The organism is Methanocella sp. MCL-LM (assembly GCF_049676595.1).
Classification (GTDB): Archaea; Halobacteriota; Methanocellia; order Methanocellales; family Methanocellaceae; genus Methanocella_A.
The window spans coordinates 1,783,431-1,802,917 of record NZ_CP187259.1 but is presented as its reverse complement, the minus strand read 5'-3'; the positions used below and the strand labels follow the sequence as shown (position 1 = coordinate 1,802,917).

Genomic DNA, 19,487 nt, shown 5'->3' with positions numbered 1-19,487 from the left:
ACCCAGCTGCTGACCAGGCTGTTGCCCGGTGGTCTGCTGCTGTAACGGCTGCTGACCCTGCTGGCCCGTCTGAGTACCTGGCAGCTGACCTGTTGTCTGCTGGCCAGGCTGCTGACCTGCCTGCTGTTGCAGAGGCTGCTTACCGATCTGCTGACCCTGCTGGCCCGTCTGGACGCCAGTCTGTTGTCCAGGCTGCTGGCCGGCCTGAGTACCGGTCTGCTGGCCGATACCAGTCTGAGTGCCAGGCTGTTGACCAGGCTGACCAGTTTGCTGACCGATCTGCGTCCCGGTCTGCTGACCCGGCAACTGCGTACCCGCAGTCTTGAGTGTTGTTGGCAGTCTGCTGGCGAATTGTTCGCCGCTGACGCCCTGTTGTTTCAGCTGTTGCGCACTCTGTAGCACATTCTGTACGCCTGCGCTCTGGCCGAACTGTTTAGACTGCGCAATGTTCTGTGCTGCCAGGGTAGGATCTCCGCCAGCAGCGCCAGCAGCCGCAGCCGCAGAAGCAGCCGCAGCCGCACCTGGATCGCCGCCGGCCGCCGAAGCAGCAGCCGCAGCCGCAGAAGCTGCAGCCGCACCGCCGGCACTACCTGCGGCAGCCGCAGAAGCAGCAGCCGCAGCAGCGGATGTTGATCCACCACCTGCTGCAACTGCCGTAGCAGCAGCCGCAGCCGCTGCGCCACCTACTCCGGCACCACCTGCAGCCGCAGCAGAAGCTGCCGCAGCAGCAGCCGCGCCACCGGCACCTGTGCCACCAGCAGCAGCCGCAGCAGCAGCCGCAGCGGAGGCACTACCGCCACCCGCAGAAACTGCAGCAGCAGCCGCAGCAGCAGCCGCACCACCTACTCCGGCACCACCCGATGCTGCAGCAGCAGCCGCAGCAGCCGCAGCAGATCCGCCTGGAGCGCCGCCGGCCGCAGCAGCAGCCGCAGCAGCAGCCGCCGAAGAACTGCCGCCACCGGAAGAAACTGCAGCAGCAGCCGCAGCAGCAGCCGCACCACCGGCACCAGCGCCGCCGGCCGCAGCAGCAGCCGCAGCAGCAGCCGCAGCAGATCCAGATCCGCCCGCAGCAGCAGCCGCAGATGCGACAGCAGAGGCACTACCGCCACCTGCTGCAACCGCAGAAGCAGCTGCAGCAGCAGCCGCACCACCGGCACCGCCGCTGGCCGCAGCAGCAGCCGCAGCAGCAGCCGCAGCACCACCGGTTCCGCCAGCCGCAGCAGCAGCCGCAGCAGCCGCAGCAGCCTCACCAGTGCCGCCACCCGCAGAAACCGCAGCAGCAGCCGCAGCAGCCGCTACACCTCCAACTCCGGCACCACCTGTAGCAGCAGCCGCAGCAGCAGCCGCAGCAGCAGAGCCACCAACGCCTGAACCGCCCGCAGCAGCAGCCGCAGCAGCCGCAGCCGATGCGCTACCGCCACCAGCAGAAACCGCAGCAGCAGCCGCAGCAGCAGCCGCACCGCCTACGCCAGCGCCACCGCTGGCCGCAGCAGCAGCCGCAGCAGCAGCCGCACTACCGCCCGGTCCGACACCCGCAGCAGCAGCCGCAGCAGCCGCAGCGGAGGAACTCCCGCCTGCGGCAGAAACTGCAGCAGCAGCCGCAGCAGCAGCCGCACCGCCTGCACCAGCGCCGCCACTTGCGGCAGCAGCCGCAGCAGCAGCCGCAGCCGAGCTAGATCCGCCCGCAGCAGCAGCCGCAGCAGCAGCCGCAGCCGCATCTGCGCCGGAAGCAGCCGCGGCAGCAGCCGCGGCAGCAGCCGCAGCCTCGCCAGAGCTGGCTCCGCCAGCCGTAACAGCGGAAGTAACTGCGCTGGAGATGCTACTGGGGTCTAAAGTGGTTGTACCTATACCGGTAGTAGCACCTGTACCAGTAGTATCTGCAAATGCGGTACCTTGTGCGTGAGCAATACTAGTTATCTGCGTTGAACACAGTAAGACGACTGCGACAAAAAGAACCAGCGCAGATAGTATATTACTACATTTTCGTTTCAAATCTCCACCCCATTTTCAGTTTAAAATATTCATATGATGAGACATGGGGTGTTGATAATATTTTTAATGAAATATAAAGCGAGTTTCGTTTAATAGAGACGATTATAGCTCCTGATTGGCAAAATAACGATTAAATAACCAGATTAGCTGCTTATTGCTGAAGATGAATGGCTAAATTGGGTATAACAAAAGAATAAAAGAAAAGATGGGGCAATCGATTCGCCCTGAGTACGGCTGATTACGAGCACCGGCGGCAGACATACTCGATGTCATACTCGCCCACACCGTCTTCGATGCGACCCTTGAGGACCTTCTTCCCGATCATCAGGTGCAGCCTGCCGCACCGGGCGCACTTCTTCAGCTTGAACTCGTCGTACCACGCGTGGACGACGTCGAACTCGAAGGAAGCCTCATCCATGTCGACCACCTGGCGGGCGACATTCCTGGCCTGTTTGATTTCGAGACCGGTGTTCTGGGATATATCATAGGCCATGTAGCTGATGAGCAGCGTCCGCTCGACACCGCTGAAGATATCCTCAAAGATATCGTTGATGATGTCGCGGACGGGTGCGTCGCCGAAGTCCAGAGGCGACTCCTCGTAGTCAGATATGCACTTGATGAAAGGCTCTGACGTAGGCTGGGATGGAGCTTCACGGGTCTCCATAACCTTGGTGCCGCATAGCGGACACTTGCCCTGGATCAGCTCCTCTTCAAAGGTCTCCTCTTTACAGCCGGGACAGCGCATATGATTAATCACCGATTATAATATAAACACGGCAGCAGATATAACTGTCGTCCAGTTTCCTTCGTCGTCGACTTCTGCAGTCTTCGAGATGTTCATAGTTTTTCCGGGCTTTTCCTTAGTCCAGGTGAAAAGCATGTTTTCAGCCAGCTTTTCTGCGTACATGCCTGCACACTGTTCGGTCTCTCCGTAAGAGTGATGCTCGGATAAATAGCCGAAATTTTTTACCGGGTCTTTGGGAATAGCGCATCCGATAGAAGCTGCGATCCGCCGGCTCGGCTCGTTCGAGGAGTTACGAGACATGACCGTAAACACGATCTCCCCCGGGTACAGTGTAGGCAGCCCTTCGCCTTTCTGGATGATGTCGCAGTTCGGCGGCAGAATCGAGCTGACGGTGACGAGGTTGAACTTCTCTATCCCCGCATCCCGCAGCGCCATCTCGAACGATTCCAGCATTTCCTTGTGCCTGCCAACGCCACTGGTGAAAAACACTTTCTTTGGTACCAGACCCTGTCTCATCTTTTTATCTCCAATCCTCGTCCATCGTAAAGCATAAGTCCAATTACGCACCAGTATGGTATGGTGCATAGTTTGGATAACGTCAATATTAAACTTATTGAGTTCGGCGTTTCGATCGTCATTCTCGCGGCGTTCATCGCTCTTTTCGCGCTGGCCGAAAACATCTTCGGGCAGTGGACTAACCTGGGGTACATAGCGATAATTGTCGCGTTCACGGTCGTTATCAGCCTGTTTGGGCTGAAGCTTGCGCCTCACCTCTATTGACGTGAACTGACGGTGCACAACGCACCGTTATTCTGCAAGTGCTAATATACGCATTGCATTTTTAAACTTTTCGAGTGAACTGAACTGCTTTCGCATCAGGCTTCACGCCCGGCTTGCGATTCCGGACAAATTCGAATATCACGTGATAATATCAGAATTACGATATACTTTTAGGATAATTTTCTTTATTACCAGTTAATTTGTCGTAATAACGGGCAATAACGCACGCCCGGGTACATTTGCCACAGCGGTTGCATTTCGACTCGTCTACACGTAAATGGCCGTCTATACGAATCGCCCTGCGGTTGCAGGCTTTAACACATATCTTGCACTTGCTGCACAGAGCGGCCCGCAATACTTGCCTGACCGTGTCACCGAACAGCCGCTGCGCATATGCCCGATCGTCCGAAGAGGCGTAGATCTGGCCGCCGGCAAACATCTTGCTCGTGCCTTTGCCAGCCCTGAGAAGCATGACGTCGAGATCTTCCGAATAGGACGGGGTGCCGATCGTCTTCAGCATCTCTTTGAGCGCGTCAGGCTCCGGCCACTTTCCGACGGACAGCACGCCCTCGAGGCTGTAGCCGCCCGCAGTACAGGGGCTGATACCCTTGATCATGGACAGGGACATCTTTGCTCCTGCCCTGGGCTTGAGGGAAATGCCCTTTTCCCGGGCAACGTTGAGCATCTTGGGGGGGTGAGCCTTCCACCGCCAGAAGCCTAAATCGACGTACTCCGGAGAGAGCCCGGAAGCCTCTGCCCATTTGTGTAGCTTCCCCTGCCATTCGTCAAACTTGGCCGGGTGAAGCTCTTTCATCCTCACGTACTCGGCCTGTAACGCCGCAGGACAGAGCCAGCAGCCGATCCTCTCAAAACCCAGGTCATACAGGGGATTGTAGGGCAGCTTTTCCATGTAGATGTACAGCCAGACTTCTATGGCCCGCCAGTCCTTGATGGGGAAGACTCCGACCTGGCCGGGCACGAACGGGTTTCTCTCCACGGTGCCGATGTGGCCCCGCTGGAAGGACTCGTACCGGCGCTTGCCGTCGATGGTGATGACTCCCTTCGTGTTGTTGAGCAGGCTGGTAATAGGTCCGAGCTTACAGACCTTACAGCACCACCGGAAATCTTTGGCGGGCGGGCCGAAGGCCGGGAAGTTTTGATCGAAGGCATTGCCTGCCTTCTGGATTTTTATCTCGACCCCGGTATCGTGGGCGAAACGCTCCACAAACTGCGAGGTCTCCGGGAATTCTAGTCCGGTGTCCACGAAGAACGCTTTGAGTTTGTCCACCGATTTTCTGGCGATGTGGAAAACGACGAGGCTGTCCTTGCCACCGCTGAAGGAGACGGTGACAGGCAGATGTTTATGCTGCCCGGCAATGCCCCGGATGACGTTGATCGCGTCGGCTTCCATGGACTGCAGCTGCTTTCGGTTAGCTTCCACCGCATCGGCTATCGTAGATTTACGGTCATTCAGCCTGACCCGGCTGCCGCCGATCTTCCTGACCTTGATGGTGTTTTCCGCGGGATTAGCCAGCTTATCCGAGTCGACTCTTGCCACTCCGAGACCGTTAAAGGACTCGTTGACCTTGAGCAGCACTACGTCGCCCGCTTTCACGTCTGGGGTGGTGCCGGTGACGCAGCTTCCGCTGATGCCTTTACCGTTCAGGTGTTTTTCCCGCGGGACATCCACGTTGACGATCCTTTTGGTCGCGTGAGGCATCAGCACCTTTGCGCCGTCGGGTCTCAAATCGAGGAGGTAGTCCTGTTTAACCAGGTCGTAGGCCATGACAGCGAGAGTTCTGCCGTCTACGATCACTTCGTCGGCCTTGTCGTCTCCGGGTATCTTGTTCAGCAGGACAAGCCGTTCCCCAATCGGGTCAGCCCCGTAAGTGTCGGTTAAAAGCCGGTGGAGGATGGCCCTCTCGAACGGAGAGCAAAAACGAACGTCGCCGGGCGGGGAGAGCTGTACAGCCCTTACAGGCCCACCGCAGGCTCCACATACATCAGCGATCAGCGACACGTTGCACGCGTCGCACCAGAAAATGTGATCTAAGGCCTCTTCGAAGGGCTTTCTCCCGCTCATTGCGATATACAGTGTAGATGGAGATAATATACCTTATGAGTGGCCGTGACTCTGCAAGAATAATGTAGGCATGTAGCGACTTATCTGTGGATATACTTAAATCTATCAACACTTAAATCAAAAATACTTAAAAAACTACATGGAGATAACATGCCGGTACTGACCAGGACTTTGACCGTCGAAACCAGAGGGCACGACGATATGATCAATCTGACTGACCAGGTCGGGCAAGTCGTGGCTTCGGGAGATATAAAAGAAGGAATCGTCACAGTATTCGTCCCTGGCAGCACAGCGTCGATCACAACTATAGAGTATGAGCCAGGACTGCAGCAGGACTTACCCCGGGCCCTGGAGCGCCTCGCCCCGTCGGATGCCTCTTACGAGCACGATCTGAAGTGGGGAGACGGCAACGGCATGTCCCACGTCCGGGCAGCGACGATGGGACCGGACATCGTGGTCCCGTTCAAAGAAAAGTCGCTGCTGCTGGGCACCTGGCAGCAGATAGTCATCGTAGACTTCGACGTGCGCCCGCGGCGCCGGGAAGTCATCGTCCAGGTCCTTGGCTTTTAGACCACCAGAATATAGTTCTCCGCACTGCTATTGCAGCACGGGCATGCTTCTGGCGCCCGATCGATGGCGATAAAGCCGCAGATCGAACAGATGAAAATATCCCCTATATCGGGCTCTTCGTCGGTATGCCGGAGCTTCGGTACCACGTTGTCGATCATGTTCGCGATCACCCGGCTGATCACAGCCGATTTCTCCAGGCAGTGCGCCGCTGCCGGCTCTGACTCAGCCATCGCTAAGGCATGATAGGGTTCGAAAACTTCTTTGACACTATTGATCTCCATATCCCTCGCTTTGACCAGGTTGTCCATCGTCCGCTCGAAGATGAAGTACGAGTTCGAGTTTACCGCCGGATTTCCCAGCATGTCCCGGGAGAGATAATATAGCTCTGACGCCCGGAGATATTTGGCCAGGGCGAACGCCCGGAACAGGCGGGACAGGACTGGAAACGACTCGTCCTGGGCGTGCCCTGCGAAGATCAGGTACCTGACATGGGACATGCTTTCGCTGCAAAAAGCGTCCCGGAGACACTTTAAGGTCGCTTCCCTCACAGGACATCACCAGCCATGTGCTTAGTTTTACCTTTGCCGATCATCATGAAGGTGTTGAAGAGATCGCTGGCCTGCTTCAGGCGCTTCCGGACATCGGTTGCGAGCTTCTCTTTCCCTGCGCTTTCGTACACTTTCACCGCTTCATTGTAGGCCTGGATGGCGCTATCGCAGGCTGCTATCGCTTCCTCGTACCGCTTTTCCTTGAAGCAGATCTCCGACATGCTGGCATGTGCCAGCCCTATGCTTACTTTCATAGATGCATAAGCCTCCGGGGCGTACTCCCGATCGATCATACCGATCGCCGAATTGTAGCAACTAATAGACATGGACACGTGTTTCAGGGCAGCATCGAGCTCGTGAGACCTCAGGAAAATTTCGCTGATGACAGTATGGGCCAGGCCAGCATCGGACATGATCCGGCCGTGGGCAACCTTTGACCTGCGAGGAGTAAAGTACTTTGCAGCGACCGTATAATGTTCGATAGCCCCTCTCGCGCAGACCAGCGCATCGTCGTACCGGCGCAGCCGGTAGTACTCGTCGGCGAGCATGACGCTGGCATTTCCAGTATCCGCCTCCAGCGAGGCCGCATCCCAGGGAGAGAGGTCTTCCGTCAGAGTTTTACCGGCCTCTTCGAAAGCAGCCAGGGCTTTTTTATAGCTCTTCACAGGATTGCGGGACGAGGCCAGCACTACGTACGCCCGGCCCGCCTCTGCGTTGATCAGGGCCTGGTCCAGCGCCCCAGGCTCCCCGGTGCTCTGCGCCTGCTCCAGCAGGGATATTGAAAGTAACGCCGTGTCAGCGGATTTATCTGCTTTCGCAAGCCGGGTGTATACGTGGCCTGCCACGAACAGCACGTGAGACTTTTCCTCCGGCATCAGCTCGTCCTTGCGGGCCAGCGCCCGCTCGATGGTTTTTACCGCCCGATCCAGGGATTCCCGCTTGCCGATACTATCATAGATAGCCGCGTAGACCTGGGCAAGCCACGGGTCCAGCACAGATGCCCGGACACTCTCCCCCAAACTTAGCGCACGCACTGGATACGTACCCTATTCCGCGGAAAGCCATAGAGGAGATTTCAAGGCGCCGGGACTGAACAGTGATATCCTTTAGCCGGTCGATCGCGTGGCACACTACCCCTGGGTTCCGAGTTTCAGCCCCGATCGCCCCGGTTTCGACTATGTCGCAAACCATGCTTCGGGCCAAGGCCATCTCCTTGATACCAGCCGTACTTGTCACGCTCAGAGCCGTTACCATCATAGAATCCACCGCGGCTTTCACAACCGAAGTATCGCCCGCCGCAGACAGTTTTTTCAGCAGGCTGATCAACGCAATAGTAGTGGAGGAAACCAGGGGCTGCTGTAAGACGATGGAACCCGCAGAACCGTCCGTACCAGAGTGGTGAAACTCACGGCTGATTCCCGCGATCAGGCCCCTGACTCTTGTCTGCGGCTGGACAGACCGGATCGTGTAAAGTACCATGGCAATGGAGGTCAGCAACGACAACCCCGAAAGCAATGCGGAGATACTGATGCAATAATTGTATAGGCCGGGTGGCTTGTAGGCCATCATGCACCCGATGAACGCCAGCGGCGCTATCATGAAGATGACAAAGATAGCATAAGTATCATATTGCGTGCCCCGCAGATCCCCGCCCGACAGCGACGAGAGATAGAGAATTAAGAATGCGATGGAGACAGAGATAGCCAGAAAGATGGCATCGCAGAGAAAGAGCATATTTAAAATGACGCTCTGCTCAGCCGGGCTGACGTAGGTGCGGGTAGCGACGGCCTGCCAGATGAAGATCAGGGCCGCAAAGAACGCCGCTCCAAGGATGATAAGGATGCTCAGGTTATCTTTAATAGTAGCAATCAGCCCTCGTACGTCCGGCAAAAAGTCCATGCAGTTTTATTAAATTTTTTATATATTTAACTCTTATCGCCTAATAATAAGCTTCAGGGGCGCTAAAACCCGCGCCGGTCGGCGAACAGCACCTTGGGGGCCAGAGTATGGCAGATTACCACGACTGGTTAAACCATGGAAACATAGCAGCACGAGGATATAAGGACAATAGTGATACGCGACTAGCCTGACGGTAATTGAAACCACGGCGGCACAGCGACACCAAGACAATGGCGAACCACTACAACTGGGTGGTTATTTAAACCACGGCGGCACAGCGACACCAAGACAGATGAGATACGACCGGTCGGATGGTTAATTGAACCACGGCGGCACAGCGACACCAAGACAATGGCGAACTATGAAATCGGAGGGCTCTTTTGTTATCCGCGGCGACACCAAGACAGTGCATTAACCAAAAATGCTGCTTGAATGCCGATCGCTTAGCCTGATTTTGATCGCATAGCCAGAAGCGTCTACGCCCTCGATGAAACCTGCCAGACCTCTGGGACTCGGATACATAAACAAAGTTGTCTCCGTGCCATCAGCCCGCTGTGCCGCCGTGGATCTTAAAGAGAGCTTTACCACCCAGGTACGGACTGTCTCTGTGTCGCCGTGCCGCCGTGGTAAAAATATTAGTCTGGTTAACGCTTCTCAAATTGTCTCCGTGCCGCCGTGCCGCCGTGGTTAGAACAGCTGCTCTCCAGTCGTCAGGATACGGAGCCGTGCCGCCGTGGTTAGAAAGCGTTGTGCCGTAGTGCCGTGGTGGTTTACCTATCAGCGGAGCAGCTTGGACATGTACGGCCCGTCGTGGATATACCCGAGCTTCTGATAGTACTGGCGGACGCCGATGCCGCTGATGATGGCTAATTTGCGATAGCCGGCTTGTGTGGCGATCTCCTCGGCGCGGGCGAGGAGTTTTTTGCCGTAGCCCTGGTGCTGCCAGGCGTCGTCTTTCTCCCCGATGGGCACCATGCGGCCGTAGACATGCAGTTCCCGGACGATGGCGGCTTCGCTGAGCTCCGGCCGGTGGGGCCGATGAGGGAACCGGAGGCGGAGGAACCCCACGAGGGCATCGATGCTCTCGTCGTCGAAGGACAGGAAGTACTCGGTGCCGCCGCAGACGGCCAGCTTGTGCTCGTGAAGCCTGATGGCAGAGGGATCGGGCTTCCCGCCCTGTAGTACCTTGTGCCCGATTTCCCGGCACCGGATACAGCGACATTTTAGCTGGGAGTCCTTAAGCAGGTCTCCGGAAAGCTGGCGGACGTTGCTCTTGACTACTCCGTCTACGATATGCCTGACAGGAATGTCGCGCTGGATGCGCTGCAGCCTCACCCACGGCGGCAGCGACGCCTTGATCTGGGCGATGAGGACGGCTGCATCATCGCTGGACAGTGGCTTGTATTCTCCCCGTTTCCACATATCGTGCAGCTTCGTGCCCTCGGTCACCAGCGTCGGGTATATCTTCATGTAGTCAGGGCAGAACCGGCTGTCGGTGAACAGCTCTTTGAACATCCTCAGGTCCCGGTCGAAGTCGGAGCCGGGAAGGCCGGGCATCATGTGGAAGCCTACCTTGAAGCCGGAGTCTCTGAGGATACGGTTCGCTTCTACCGAATCTGCCACCGAGTGGCCGCGCTCTATCCGCTTCAGGACGAAGTCATAGGTGCTCTGCACCCCTAATTCGACCTTGGTGCCACCCATGTTCAGCATCCGGTCGACGTGGCTTTCCCGGCACCAGTCGGGCCGGGTCTCGAAGGTCATGGCCACATTACGGACATTTGCGGTTTCGTTGGCCTTCTGGGCTTCTTCGATGAAGTAAGTGGGATGCGGCTCGCCTCCGAAGTCGTTCATCGCTTCGAGGCACCGGCGCACGAACCATTCCTGATAATCGAGACTTCGGGCGGTCATGGTACCGCCCATGATGATGAGTTCGCATTTGTCGAGATCGTGGCCGATTTGCTTGAGTTGTGTTAAACGGACGGTGACCTGCTTGTAGGGATCGTAGTCCTCCTGCTTCGCCCTTAATGCGGCAGGCTCGGTGCCGGTGTAGCTCTGGGGAGAATTGAAGACCGAGTCCACCCCTCCCGGGCAGGGCACGCACTTGCCGTGGGGGCATTTTTCCGGGGAGGTCATGACAGCGACTACGGCTACGCCGGAGATAGTCCGGATCGGCCGCTTCTGGAGGAGACCGAGTACGAGGTCACGCTCGGCGTCGGTGGCGGCGGCTGCCAGGATGTCAGAGTTCCTGGGCAGCTTGGAGAGCCGGTGGGCTATGCTGACGTTCTTTTTTGCCTTATTTAGCTCATCCTGGGTAGCCACGTTGCCGGACAAAATAAGATCAATAAGTTCTCGGCAGGCTACATTAATTTCGTCCATAAGTTGAAAGAAAGATATCGGGGCGGGATATGAAGTTTTCGGAGTTACGAATAATGGTTAACTTATATAGTAATTGAATAAGAAAAATCGGATCCAACAGTAATATTTCTAGCGGGTCGACGGCTGCTGATGCAGCCTACTCCGGCTTTTCGGGCGCTCCGATGTCGGGGCCGCGCTTGCACCCTCGTCGGCCCAGAAAGCTCGCACGTCGTTGCTCGCTTCCTGCGCCTCCTCCGCAAGCGCTAAGCGACGCCGCTTTCAGCAGGCGTCTATTACCCCGCCATCTCCACGTTCCCTGCTGATGCAGGGGCAGACCCGAAAAGCCTCCGTCGACCGAATTATATGACTCTTAAACCAACTGCAATAGATAAACCCCAGTATACAATTCCCCATAAATACAATAATTTATACATACAGGGACGAATATTAAACAATTATAGATTGGAGTAATAGGGTCTACTATTCATTTTTTGTTGGTGTGGGATATCGTGATAGAAGACAAAACTATTCACCTATATATTAAAAATAAGGATGGAGAGCATAAATATATACCTGCTGAAGTACTGGCTAATTACTTTCAGTCAATGCAGTCGATGCTTTATCATTTAGTAGATGAAATAGAGGGTAACAAGTCCAGGAAGAAAGGTGACTTCCCACAAAGTGACAGTTGATAAGAAAGGTAGTAGAACGATATTCATCGAAGATGAGAAGGATATCCAAAAGATGGAAGGTATACCTCTTAGAGATATAAAAATCCAGGATAAAATCGCAGTTTTAAAAGTTCCTCTAATTCTGGATGTACAATATGAAGACGACGAATACATAATCTCAAATGAAGAGCTATGTATTCATTCAGTATCGGATAGTTTAAAAGATGCAATAGAGGATATTAAAAAATCCATTGAGACGTTATGGATTGAATATGTCGATGCAGATAGTGATACGTTAACTGATGACGCCATTGCATTTCGGAATAAGTTGAAAGACATGTTTAGGGAGTGATTGCCTTGGCGCCCATTAAAACTAAAAAGATCATCACATCTTTAGAGAAAAAGGGGTTTGTAGCTTCCGAATCTGACCATGTTATGCTATTCCTGTATGTGGATAATAAAAAGACCAATATTCATACTAAGATTAGCCATGGAAGTAGGGAGTATGGAGATTCGTTATTAAACATGGTTAAGAAAGAGCTCAAACTCGAAAGTCGGAATCAGCTCGACGATTTAATCAACTGTCCGATGAGCTCAGAGGAATATCTCGGAATATTGGTAAAAAATAAACATATAAAAATCCCAATCGCTCCTGAGATCGCTACAATGAAAAAATAACATCTAATTTTTTCAAATCTTGAGTTAATACTTTTTTATAACACACCTCGAACAGGTAATTTAACAGGAAATTAGATAGCTCGTCGTTATCATTGACCTTCTTGTAAAACTTGAAATTGGTATCGATGATCCCCTGCATAGTATTATCAAAGACGTGCTTGAAGGAGATCTTAGCATTATCCCGGGTATTGACCATAATTTTAGAAATAGCGGTCGGCGAGGCGTTTCGGGCTTGTCCTCGCATCAGCGAGGATGCGGAGACGGCGGGGTAATGACCGCCTGCTGAAGGCGGCGGTGCTTAGGACTTGCGAAGCAATGGAAGGGCGGCAGCAGCGATAGCGCCAGCCGTACTTTCGTTGCGAGGGTGCGAGTCCGGCCCCGACGGTGTAGCACCCGAAACGCCGAGTAGCCTGCCATCAGGCAGGCGTCGACCCGCTATGGCCATTTAGGTTATTTTCTTTTAGAATAGTGTAAGTTTTATCAATTAGAATCGACGTATAATACCCTGTTATTATAATCCTGGACTGATTCTGATGGCATCTGAAAAATGCAGCACGCCGGTCTTAATGGTCGGCAAGAGCATAGATAACGCTAATCTGTATTATGCAACCGGTTTCCTGGCGCCGGATTCGTTTGCGTACGTGTGCGCCGAGGGTAAGTCGTATGTCATGGTCTCGTCGATGGAGCGGGGCCGGGCTGAGAAAGAGGCTAAGGTGGACCGGGTCATCTCTGACGAGGAGTACCAGTACGTGGAGAAGATGAAGTCGAGCGGCGACCCGGACGGTGCATATGCAGATGTGCTCGCCGAATTGTTGAGAGACTTAGCGGCGAAGAGCGTGTCGGTGCCGGGCAACTTCCCGCTGAAGCTGGCGGACAGTCTCCGTTCCCGGGGCATAGAGGTGACTCCTGCGGAGATGCAGATCGAAGAGGCCAGGCTTCTCAAAACCAAGGAAGAGGTCGCCATGATCCAGAAAGCCCAGCGGGTCAACGAGAAGGGCATGGCAAGGGCTGAAAGCCTGCTGAAGAAAGCCACGGTCAAGGATGGCATTCTGCACTACCGGGGCAAGCCGCTGACTTCGGAGCAGATCCAGCGAGAGATCGAAGTGGTTTTTGTCAAGAACGGCTACGAGACGACCGATTCGATCGTCGCTGCAGGCCCGGGAGCTGCAGATCCTCACTTTACAGGCGCAGGGCCCATCCCGGCTAACGAGCTTGTAGTCGTCGACATTTTCCCCTTCGGTAAAAAGGACCGGTACTTTGCGGACATGACCCGCACGTTTGTCAGGGGCGAGCCCACGAAGAAGATGAGGGAAATGTACGATCTCGTGCTGAAAGCCCAGGAGGCTGCGCTCGCAGCCATCAAAGAAGGCGTGACCGGCAAATCTGTCGATGACAAGGTCTGCGACATCTTCGAGAAGCACGGCTACGGTACCCCCAGGACCAAGTCGCAGACCGGCTACATTCACTCCACCGGCCACGGCGTCGGCCTGGAGATCCACGAGCCCCCGAGGCTGAGCCAGACGGGCACTAAGACGCTGAAAGCAGGCATGGTCGTCACGGTAGAGCCGGGCTTATACCTCCCGGATGTCGGGGGAGTAAGAATAGAGGATATAGTCGTGGTGATGAAGAACGGCTGTAAGAATCTGACGAAGTATCCCAAGGAGCTTATCCTATGAGCGGTGACGCAGTTCTGGATAAATATAGAGAGGCTGGACGTATCCTGAAAGAAGTCAGGCTGGCAGCAGTGCCGCTGGTGAAGAAGGGCGCTAAGATGCTCGACGTGGCCGAGGCCATCGAGAACGACATCTTCAAGAGGGGCGGCCGGCCGGCATTCCCTGTCAACATTTCTCTCGACGATGAGGCGGCGCACGATACTCCGGGGCCCGACGATGCGAGGGTCTTCGAGGACAACATCGTCAAGCTCGACATCGGCGTCCACGTGGACGGATATATTGCAGACACGGCGGTGACCGTCGATCTGAAGGGCGACGCCAACCTGGTCAAAGCCTCAGAAAAGGCGTTGGAAGAGGCGATCAAGGTTGTCAGGGCCGGCGTTTCGACAGCCGAGATCGGAGAGATCATCGAGCAGACCATCGAGGGCTTCGACCTGAAGCCAGTCTACAACCTGACTGGCCACGGTCTCGAGAAGTTCGTCCAGCATGCGCCTCCGTCGATCCCGAACAAGAGGATCGGGCAGGGCATCGTGCTCAAGGCCGGACAGGTCATCGCCATAGAGCCTTTCGCCACGGACGGTGCTGGCGTGGTGGGTGAAGGCGAGCTGACTGAGATCTTCGGCATCACGGTAGTCAAGCCGGTGCGGATGCCTTCCGAGAGGGACATGCTTAAGGCGATCCAGAAGTTCCAGGGCCTGCCTTTCGCCAGAAGATGGGTGGCAGGCCAGAAGCGGGCGGATGCCACGCTGAGCAGCCTGATGCGCCTGGGCATCGTGCACGCGTACCCCGTCCTGGTAGAGGAAAGGGGAGGCATGGTTTCTCAGGCCGAGCACACGATGATCGTCACCGAGGACGGGTGCGAGGTTACAACGCTGTAGGTTGAGACGATGGTCAGAGTCGGGTGGAAACTTCTCTTAGGCACCGGGCTGGTGTTGATCTCGGTCGCCGTCTTCGGGCTACACATACTCCTCTTCCACGACGCCCACTGGCTGGAAAAATACCTGGTATTTTACCTGGGCTTCCTGCCGGTAGAAGTCATCGTGGTAACGCTGATACTGGACCGCCTGATCGAGATGAGAGAGCGGCAGGAGCGGATGGAGAAGATGAACATGGTGATCGGCCTCTTCTTCAGCGAGATAGGCACATCTCTGCTGAGGATGATGGTGATCGAGGACAGGTCGGCCAGCGAGCTTCGCAACTGCCTGCAAATAACAGGCCAGTGCAAGCCGGACGACTTCAACCGGATCCGCCAGACCATGAAGGGCCACGAGTTCCGGGCGGAGTTCGATGCAGGAGAGCTGACAGCCATCAAGGAGCTCCTGTCCAGCAAGCGGCCTACCCTGGTCAGGCTGCTGGAAAACCCGGTCCTGCTGGAGCACGAAGTTTTCACCAACCTCCTCCGGGCAGTCTTTCACCTCGCCGAGGAGCTGGACTACAGAGGCCCGCTGGATCAGCTGCCGGACTCCGACATTGCCCACCTCTCCAGGGACACGAGCAGAGCCTACGAGTTGCTCGCGCTGCAGTGGCTGGACTACATTCAGTACCTGGAAGGCCACTACCCATACCTGTTCTCCCTGGCGCTGCGGACCAACCCGTTCGACGAGAAGGCGTCGCCGGTAGTAGCCGAGTGAAACTCGGACCCGAGTGAAACTCGGACCCGAGTGAAACTCGGGCATAAACACAGCCTAACTTTTTTATTTTCACCCGGCGACCTCACTTGCGGAGGGATTACTATAGACCCGGAGCTAAGCAAGCGCGCATTCAAAATCACCCATACCGATGCTTACACGAACATGAAGCAGGAAGACCGGCTCAAGTTCATCCACGAAGTCGAGCGGGTAAACAGCTACGAGGATCTGCCCGATAAGTGCAAGGAAGTCCTCAAGGCCGGAGAGCGGGAGATCCAGGGCTATTAATTTAGAAGGACGATCATAGGGCAGATGCAGGCCTCGCCGGACTCCGGCAGCATCTATCCTCGTTAACCTTTAACCGGCTTTACCAGTAGCGCTAACTATTTCGTCTTCTCGATATGACATGAATAGTGCTACTTGACTCGGGGATTACTGATGCCGGATAACTTGAGCTGCTATCAGCAGATGTACAGGCAATCTCATGACGGGATCATCATTCTTACAGGAGAACAGATTGTCTATACAAACAATTCATATGCTAAAATTGTGGGAGCGGACAGCCCGGCGTGTTTAATCGGCAGGAACATCTACGATTTCATACCGGCATACTACCGGGAACTGGTCAGACAGCGTTTCAGGATGATACTGGAAGAAGGTATTGATATTCCCCTGATCGAGGTGAATACGCTCCGGCTTGACGGCAGCCTGGTTAATCTCCAGATCTCAGCCTGCCGGACGGGTGACAGTAGCGAGCCCCAGGTGCGCCTGGTTGTCCGGGATATCACAGAGCTAAAAAATATGGAGAAGAACCTGAAGGCCAGTAAAGCGGAACTCGACCGGGCGCAGAAGATCGCCCGCATGGGAAGCTGGGAGTGGGACATACACCGTCGGAGGCTCTACTGGTCCGAGGAAACTTTCAGGATACTGGGTCTGGAGCCTTCGGATAAAACACAATCCACCGAAGTATTATTGAAGCAAGTTCATCCTGAAGACCGTAACAGGGTCCGTAAGTTTTTATCGACAGTGAAAGCTCAGATGACAGGCGGAAAAATCGACTTCAGGATCATTGCCCGGGATGGCAAGCTTAAGCATATTCACCTCGAAGGAGACGTCGAATTCGACGAACAGGGAAACCCGCTCAGGGCGTTCGGAGTCTTCCACGACATCACCGAGAGGAAAATGATCGAAGCTGAGCTACAAAATGCCAGGGCTCAGGCAGAACTGTACCTGGACCTGATGGGCCACGACATCAACAACATGAACCAGATAGCGATGGGCTACCTGGAACTGGCGATCGACACCGTGAAAGAGGGGGGCTCGATCAGCGAGGATAACCTGTTTTTGATCGAGAAACCGATGGTCACCCTCCAGAGCAATTCCCGCCTGATAAGCAACGTCAGGAAAGTCAGAAGCGAACAGGCCGGGGCATATAAGCCGGAGATCATAGACGTAGGTAAACTGCTGAGAGAGGTAAGAGCGGAGTTTTCGGGCATTACCGGCCGCTATGTCGAGATAAACATAGCTATCCGGCACTCTCTGAAAGTCAGGGCAAACGAACTGCTTAAGGATGTTTTCGTGAACCTGGTGGGAAACGCTATCAAGCACTCCGACCCTGGAAAAGCCCTGACCGTCAACATCTCCGCCGGGGTAGCCCTGAGTAACGGCAAGCCTTACTGCAAGGTTGCTATAGAGGACAATGGCCCCGGCATACCCGACGACCACAAAAGGCAGCTCTTTGATCTGCAGTCGCTCGATAAGGCGAGGACCAGCGGCAAAGGCCTTGGACTCTGCCTTACCGATATGCTTGTCAGAGACTTCGGCGGCCGCCTCACCGTGGAAAACCGGATGCCCGAAGATTACAGGCAAGGCAGCAGGTTTGTTGTCATGCTGCCTGTCGCTGAAACTGATTGAAAAGTGTGCCGCAAGGCTACTCCAGCCACGCCTTTTTCACGTTGATCTTCCCCGAATGCACCCGCCATTCCTTTTCGTAGTCGACGCAGATGCGCCGCTTCATGTGGGGTCCGCCAATTACCATGGACTCGTACTCCCCGCCTTCGCCGGCGACGTGGATGCCGTACTTATCATGTAATTTGTCGAGCTCTGCCAGGGCTTTCTGGTCGAGCACCCTACCTAGCCACTTCTCGTCCAGCCCTTCGGCCATGCACCCGACGATCATGATCTCGAAGCCCTGGTCGACCATGTCGCCCAGCAGCTCTCTCGGGTTCTTGTGCCACAGGGGCGCAAAAGACTTGATGCCGGCGTCCTGGCAGATCTGGTCGAGCCGCCTCCGCTGGTACTCGGAGGCCAGCGCTCCCGAAACGATGCCGTCCACGTCCAGCTTCGCCAGCGTCTCCTTCAGAGGGATGAGCTCAACCTCCGGTTCGGGAGGAGTTACAACTTCCACAAGCGGCAGGCCCATAGACTGAGCAGCCAGCCTCGTGAGCTCTACTGCGGGCACATGGTACATGTACGACTCCGGCGATTGTGAGAATACGGTGACTAGATGGGATACCTCCCAGCCGTAGTGCTGGGCGATAAAGACCGCATAGCTGGAGTCTTTGCCGCCGGAGAAGAGCGCCGCCACCTTCATTTCAACAGCTCCGTGGCAGCCTCCAGGAATTCCTTCTTGACGGCCGCCTCGTCGAAGGTGGTGATGACGTTGTCCCGCAGGACGAACCGGTCGTCGACGAGCAGGTCAGTGACTGCGCCGCCCGAATATACGAGGTTCGCGATCAGGTCGTGGTGGGGCAGCATCCGCACGTCGTTCAGGTCGATGAAAGCCAGGTCCTGGCTGTCCCGGGTGGCCATCTCGAAGACCACGGGCGCAGGTGCAGCCGTAGCATCCCATCGGTGCATCTTCTGGAGCAGGCTGGCAAATTTCATCTCCTGCATCATATTCAGAGAATTGTTACTGGCAGCGCCGTCTGTGCCCAGCGCGATTTTGACTCCGGCCGCCCGCAGCTCGAGCACAGGCATGACGCCCCCTGAGGCGAGCTTCATGTTAGAGGTTGGACAGTGAACCACCGTACTATGCCGGTCTCCGAGAATCCTGACCTCCATCTTGGTCAGCCAGGCGGCGTGGGACATCACTGTGTTTTCATCGAGAAGGCCGATACTGTCGAGGTATTCCACAGGCCAGAGGCCGGTCTGCTTATGGCAGTCTACGCATTCCTTCCGGGTTTCGGAAATGTGCGTGGTCAGCTTTACCCCGTACCTGCGGGCGAGATCTTTGGCTTTCAGCAAGGTTTCCTTCGAGCACAGGTAGATCGAGTGAGGGGCGACACAGTAGTCCACTCTGCCTCCCGGCTGTGAATTTTTAAGCTGGCGCTCTGCCAGCCGCAGCGCGTGCCCTGCATCGTCGTAATAGGCGGTGCCGAACTCGGTGATCGGGGTGCCGAGCGTACCCCGGATGCCGGATACCTCGACGGCTTTAGCCACGCTTTCCGCGAAGTAGTACATATCGATGAAGTGCGACGTGCCGGTGCGGATCATTTCCGCCAGGCCCAGCATCGCCCCCTTGTAGACCAGATCCGGTGTCAGGCGCCGTTCCATGGGAAAGATAGTGTTGTTCAGCCAGTCCTGCAGCTTCTCGCCTTCGCCTGCGCCGCGCATGAGCGTCATGGATAAGTGAGTATGCCAGTTGCTGAACGCGGGAATGACAAATTTCCCCGTGGCGTCGAACTCCTCGTCAGACGGGCCGTGGTGCAGGTCGCCCTTAGCGATCTTACCGCCGTCAAAGTAAGTGGCGTTTCGGATAATCATAAAGCATCGCCGTAATTGCTTGCTGTAATTGTCGTCCTGCGATAATAACTATTTCCTGCTTCTGGAAAGGAGAAGACATTGCGTCGAATAAAATATAAGC

The 19,487-nt window shown here is 55.5% G+C and carries 24 protein-coding genes; 10 read left to right on the top strand and 14 right to left on the bottom strand.

Annotated elements, in window-relative coordinates; all coding sequences use genetic code 11:
* Positions 1–126: 126 nt before the first annotated feature.
* A complete protein-coding gene (locus tag ACPLPM_RS09210; protein ID WP_424359950.1) occupies positions 127–399 on the top strand; it encodes a hypothetical protein in 273 nt (90 codons plus the stop codon).
* Here the strand turns inward: ACPLPM_RS09210 and ACPLPM_RS09205 are convergent.
* The 7 genes from ACPLPM_RS09205 to ACPLPM_RS09175 form a co-directional block, all read right to left on the bottom strand.
* Entirely contained in the window at positions 378–683 is a 306-nt protein-coding gene (locus ACPLPM_RS09205; RefSeq protein ID WP_424359949.1) for a hypothetical protein, read from the bottom strand. The genes ACPLPM_RS09210 and ACPLPM_RS09205 overlap by 22 nt on opposite strands.
* A complete protein-coding gene (locus ACPLPM_RS09200; RefSeq protein ID WP_424359948.1) occupies positions 684–842 on the bottom strand; it encodes a hypothetical protein in 159 nt (52 codons plus the stop codon).
* Positions 843–1,250 (bottom strand): hypothetical protein, encoded by a 408-nt coding sequence (locus ACPLPM_RS09195; protein WP_424359947.1) that lies wholly within the window; start codon positions 1,248–1,250, stop codon positions 843–845.
* 45 nt (positions 1,251–1,295) lie between these two features.
* Positions 1,296–1,460, bottom strand: a complete 165-nt coding sequence (locus ACPLPM_RS09190) for a hypothetical protein (protein ID WP_424359946.1) — start codon at positions 1,458–1,460, stop codon at positions 1,296–1,298.
* Positions 1,461–1,463: 3 nt separating this feature from the next.
* Complete coding sequence (locus ACPLPM_RS09185; RefSeq protein WP_424359945.1) at positions 1,464–1,718, bottom strand: hypothetical protein; 255 nt, start codon at positions 1,716–1,718, stop codon at positions 1,464–1,466.
* A gap of 512 nt (positions 1,719–2,230) precedes the next feature.
* Positions 2,231–2,737, bottom strand: coding sequence for a hypothetical protein (locus ACPLPM_RS09180; protein WP_424359944.1), 507 nt, complete (start codon positions 2,735–2,737; stop codon positions 2,231–2,233).
* Positions 2,738–2,752: 15 nt separating this feature from the next.
* Positions 2,753–3,253: a pyruvoyl-dependent arginine decarboxylase gene (locus ACPLPM_RS09175; protein WP_424359943.1), complete on the bottom strand. Its 501-nt coding sequence runs from the start codon at positions 3,251–3,253 to the stop codon at positions 2,753–2,755.
* Positions 3,254–3,325: 72 nt separating this feature from the next.
* Here ACPLPM_RS09175 and ACPLPM_RS09170 point away from each other — a divergent pair, with 72 nt between their 5' ends.
* Complete coding sequence (locus tag ACPLPM_RS09170) at positions 3,326–3,517, top strand: hypothetical protein (RefSeq protein WP_424359942.1); 192 nt, start codon at positions 3,326–3,328, stop codon at positions 3,515–3,517.
* A 157-nt stretch (positions 3,518–3,674) separates the two neighbouring features.
* On the opposite strand, the gene ACPLPM_RS09165 is transcribed toward ACPLPM_RS09170, so the two are convergent.
* Positions 3,675–5,600, bottom strand: a complete 1,926-nt coding sequence (locus ACPLPM_RS09165; protein WP_424359941.1) for a phosphoadenosine phosphosulfate reductase family protein — start codon at positions 5,598–5,600, stop codon at positions 3,675–3,677.
* A 150-nt stretch (positions 5,601–5,750) separates the two neighbouring features.
* On the opposite strand from ACPLPM_RS09165, the gene ACPLPM_RS09160 reads away from it, so the two are divergent.
* Positions 5,751–6,170 carry a secondary thiamine-phosphate synthase enzyme YjbQ gene (locus ACPLPM_RS09160; RefSeq protein WP_424359940.1) on the top strand — a complete coding sequence of 140 codons (420 nt, stop codon included), beginning with the start codon at positions 5,751–5,753 and terminating at the stop codon, positions 6,168–6,170.
* Here the strand turns inward: ACPLPM_RS09160 and ACPLPM_RS09155 are convergent.
* The 4 genes from ACPLPM_RS09155 to ACPLPM_RS09140 all read right to left on the bottom strand — a co-directional run bounded on the left by ACPLPM_RS09155 (position 6,167) and on the right by ACPLPM_RS09140 (position 10,993).
* A complete protein-coding gene (locus ACPLPM_RS09155; protein WP_424359939.1) occupies positions 6,167–6,718 on the bottom strand; it encodes a rubrerythrin family protein in 552 nt (183 codons plus the stop codon). The two genes, ACPLPM_RS09160 and ACPLPM_RS09155, sit on opposite strands and share 4 nt — an antisense overlap.
* A complete protein-coding gene (locus tag ACPLPM_RS09150) occupies positions 6,715–7,713 on the bottom strand; it encodes a hypothetical protein (protein WP_424359938.1) in 999 nt (332 codons plus the stop codon). Before ACPLPM_RS09150 ends, ACPLPM_RS09155 begins: the two co-directional genes overlap by 4 nt.
* On the bottom strand, positions 7,670–8,617 hold the full coding sequence (locus ACPLPM_RS09145; RefSeq protein ID WP_424359937.1) for a hypothetical protein: 948 nt from the start codon (positions 8,615–8,617) through the stop codon (positions 7,670–7,672). The genes ACPLPM_RS09150 and ACPLPM_RS09145 overlap by 44 nt, the downstream gene beginning before the upstream one ends.
* Before the next feature lie 777 nt (positions 8,618–9,394).
* Positions 9,395–10,993 (bottom strand): tRNA uridine(34) 5-carboxymethylaminomethyl modification radical SAM/GNAT enzyme Elp3, encoded by a 1,599-nt coding sequence (locus tag ACPLPM_RS09140; RefSeq protein WP_424359936.1) that lies wholly within the window; start codon positions 10,991–10,993, stop codon positions 9,395–9,397.
* A gap of 660 nt (positions 10,994–11,653) precedes the next feature.
* On the opposite strand from ACPLPM_RS09140, the gene ACPLPM_RS09135 reads away from it, so the two are divergent.
* From ACPLPM_RS09135 to ACPLPM_RS09105, 7 genes are all read left to right on the top strand, one after another.
* Positions 11,654–11,995 (top strand): hypothetical protein, encoded by a 342-nt coding sequence (locus ACPLPM_RS09135; RefSeq protein ID WP_424359935.1) that lies wholly within the window; start codon positions 11,654–11,656, stop codon positions 11,993–11,995.
* 5 nt (positions 11,996–12,000) lie between these two features.
* Entirely contained in the window at positions 12,001–12,321 is a 321-nt protein-coding gene (locus ACPLPM_RS09130) for a hypothetical protein (RefSeq protein ID WP_424359934.1), read from the top strand.
* Positions 12,322–12,854: 533 nt separating this feature from the next.
* Positions 12,855–13,997 carry a M24 family metallopeptidase gene (locus ACPLPM_RS09125; RefSeq protein ID WP_424359933.1) on the top strand — a complete coding sequence of 381 codons (1,143 nt, stop codon included), beginning with the start codon at positions 12,855–12,857 and terminating at the stop codon, positions 13,995–13,997.
* On the top strand, positions 13,994–14,872 hold the full coding sequence (gene map, locus ACPLPM_RS09120; RefSeq protein WP_424359932.1) for a type II methionyl aminopeptidase: 879 nt from the start codon (positions 13,994–13,996) through the stop codon (positions 14,870–14,872). Before ACPLPM_RS09125 ends, map begins: the two co-directional genes overlap by 4 nt.
* 9 nt (positions 14,873–14,881) lie before the next feature.
* Positions 14,882–15,625 (top strand): hypothetical protein, encoded by a 744-nt coding sequence (locus ACPLPM_RS09115; protein ID WP_424359931.1) that lies wholly within the window; start codon positions 14,882–14,884, stop codon positions 15,623–15,625.
* Between the two features lie 162 nt (positions 15,626–15,787).
* A complete protein-coding gene (locus ACPLPM_RS09110) occupies positions 15,788–15,910 on the top strand; it encodes a hypothetical protein (protein WP_424359930.1) in 123 nt (40 codons plus the stop codon).
* Between the two features lie 150 nt (positions 15,911–16,060).
* The gene (locus tag ACPLPM_RS09105; RefSeq protein WP_424359929.1) at positions 16,061–17,536 is read left to right on the top strand and encodes a PAS domain-containing sensor histidine kinase; all 1,476 of its coding nucleotides are present in this window, start codon (positions 16,061–16,063) and stop codon (positions 17,534–17,536) included.
* Between the two features lie 16 nt (positions 17,537–17,552).
* Here the strand turns inward: ACPLPM_RS09105 and ACPLPM_RS09100 are convergent, their stop codons facing one another.
* Both ACPLPM_RS09100 and ACPLPM_RS09095 read right to left on the bottom strand, forming a co-directional pair.
* Positions 17,553–18,215, bottom strand: a complete 663-nt coding sequence (locus ACPLPM_RS09100; RefSeq protein WP_424359928.1) for a diphthine--ammonia ligase — start codon at positions 18,213–18,215, stop codon at positions 17,553–17,555.
* Positions 18,212–19,387 (bottom strand): amidohydrolase, encoded by a 1,176-nt coding sequence (locus ACPLPM_RS09095; protein WP_424359927.1) that lies wholly within the window; start codon positions 19,385–19,387, stop codon positions 18,212–18,214. Before ACPLPM_RS09095 ends, ACPLPM_RS09100 begins: the two co-directional genes overlap by 4 nt.
* Positions 19,388–19,487 lie beyond the last annotated feature (100 nt).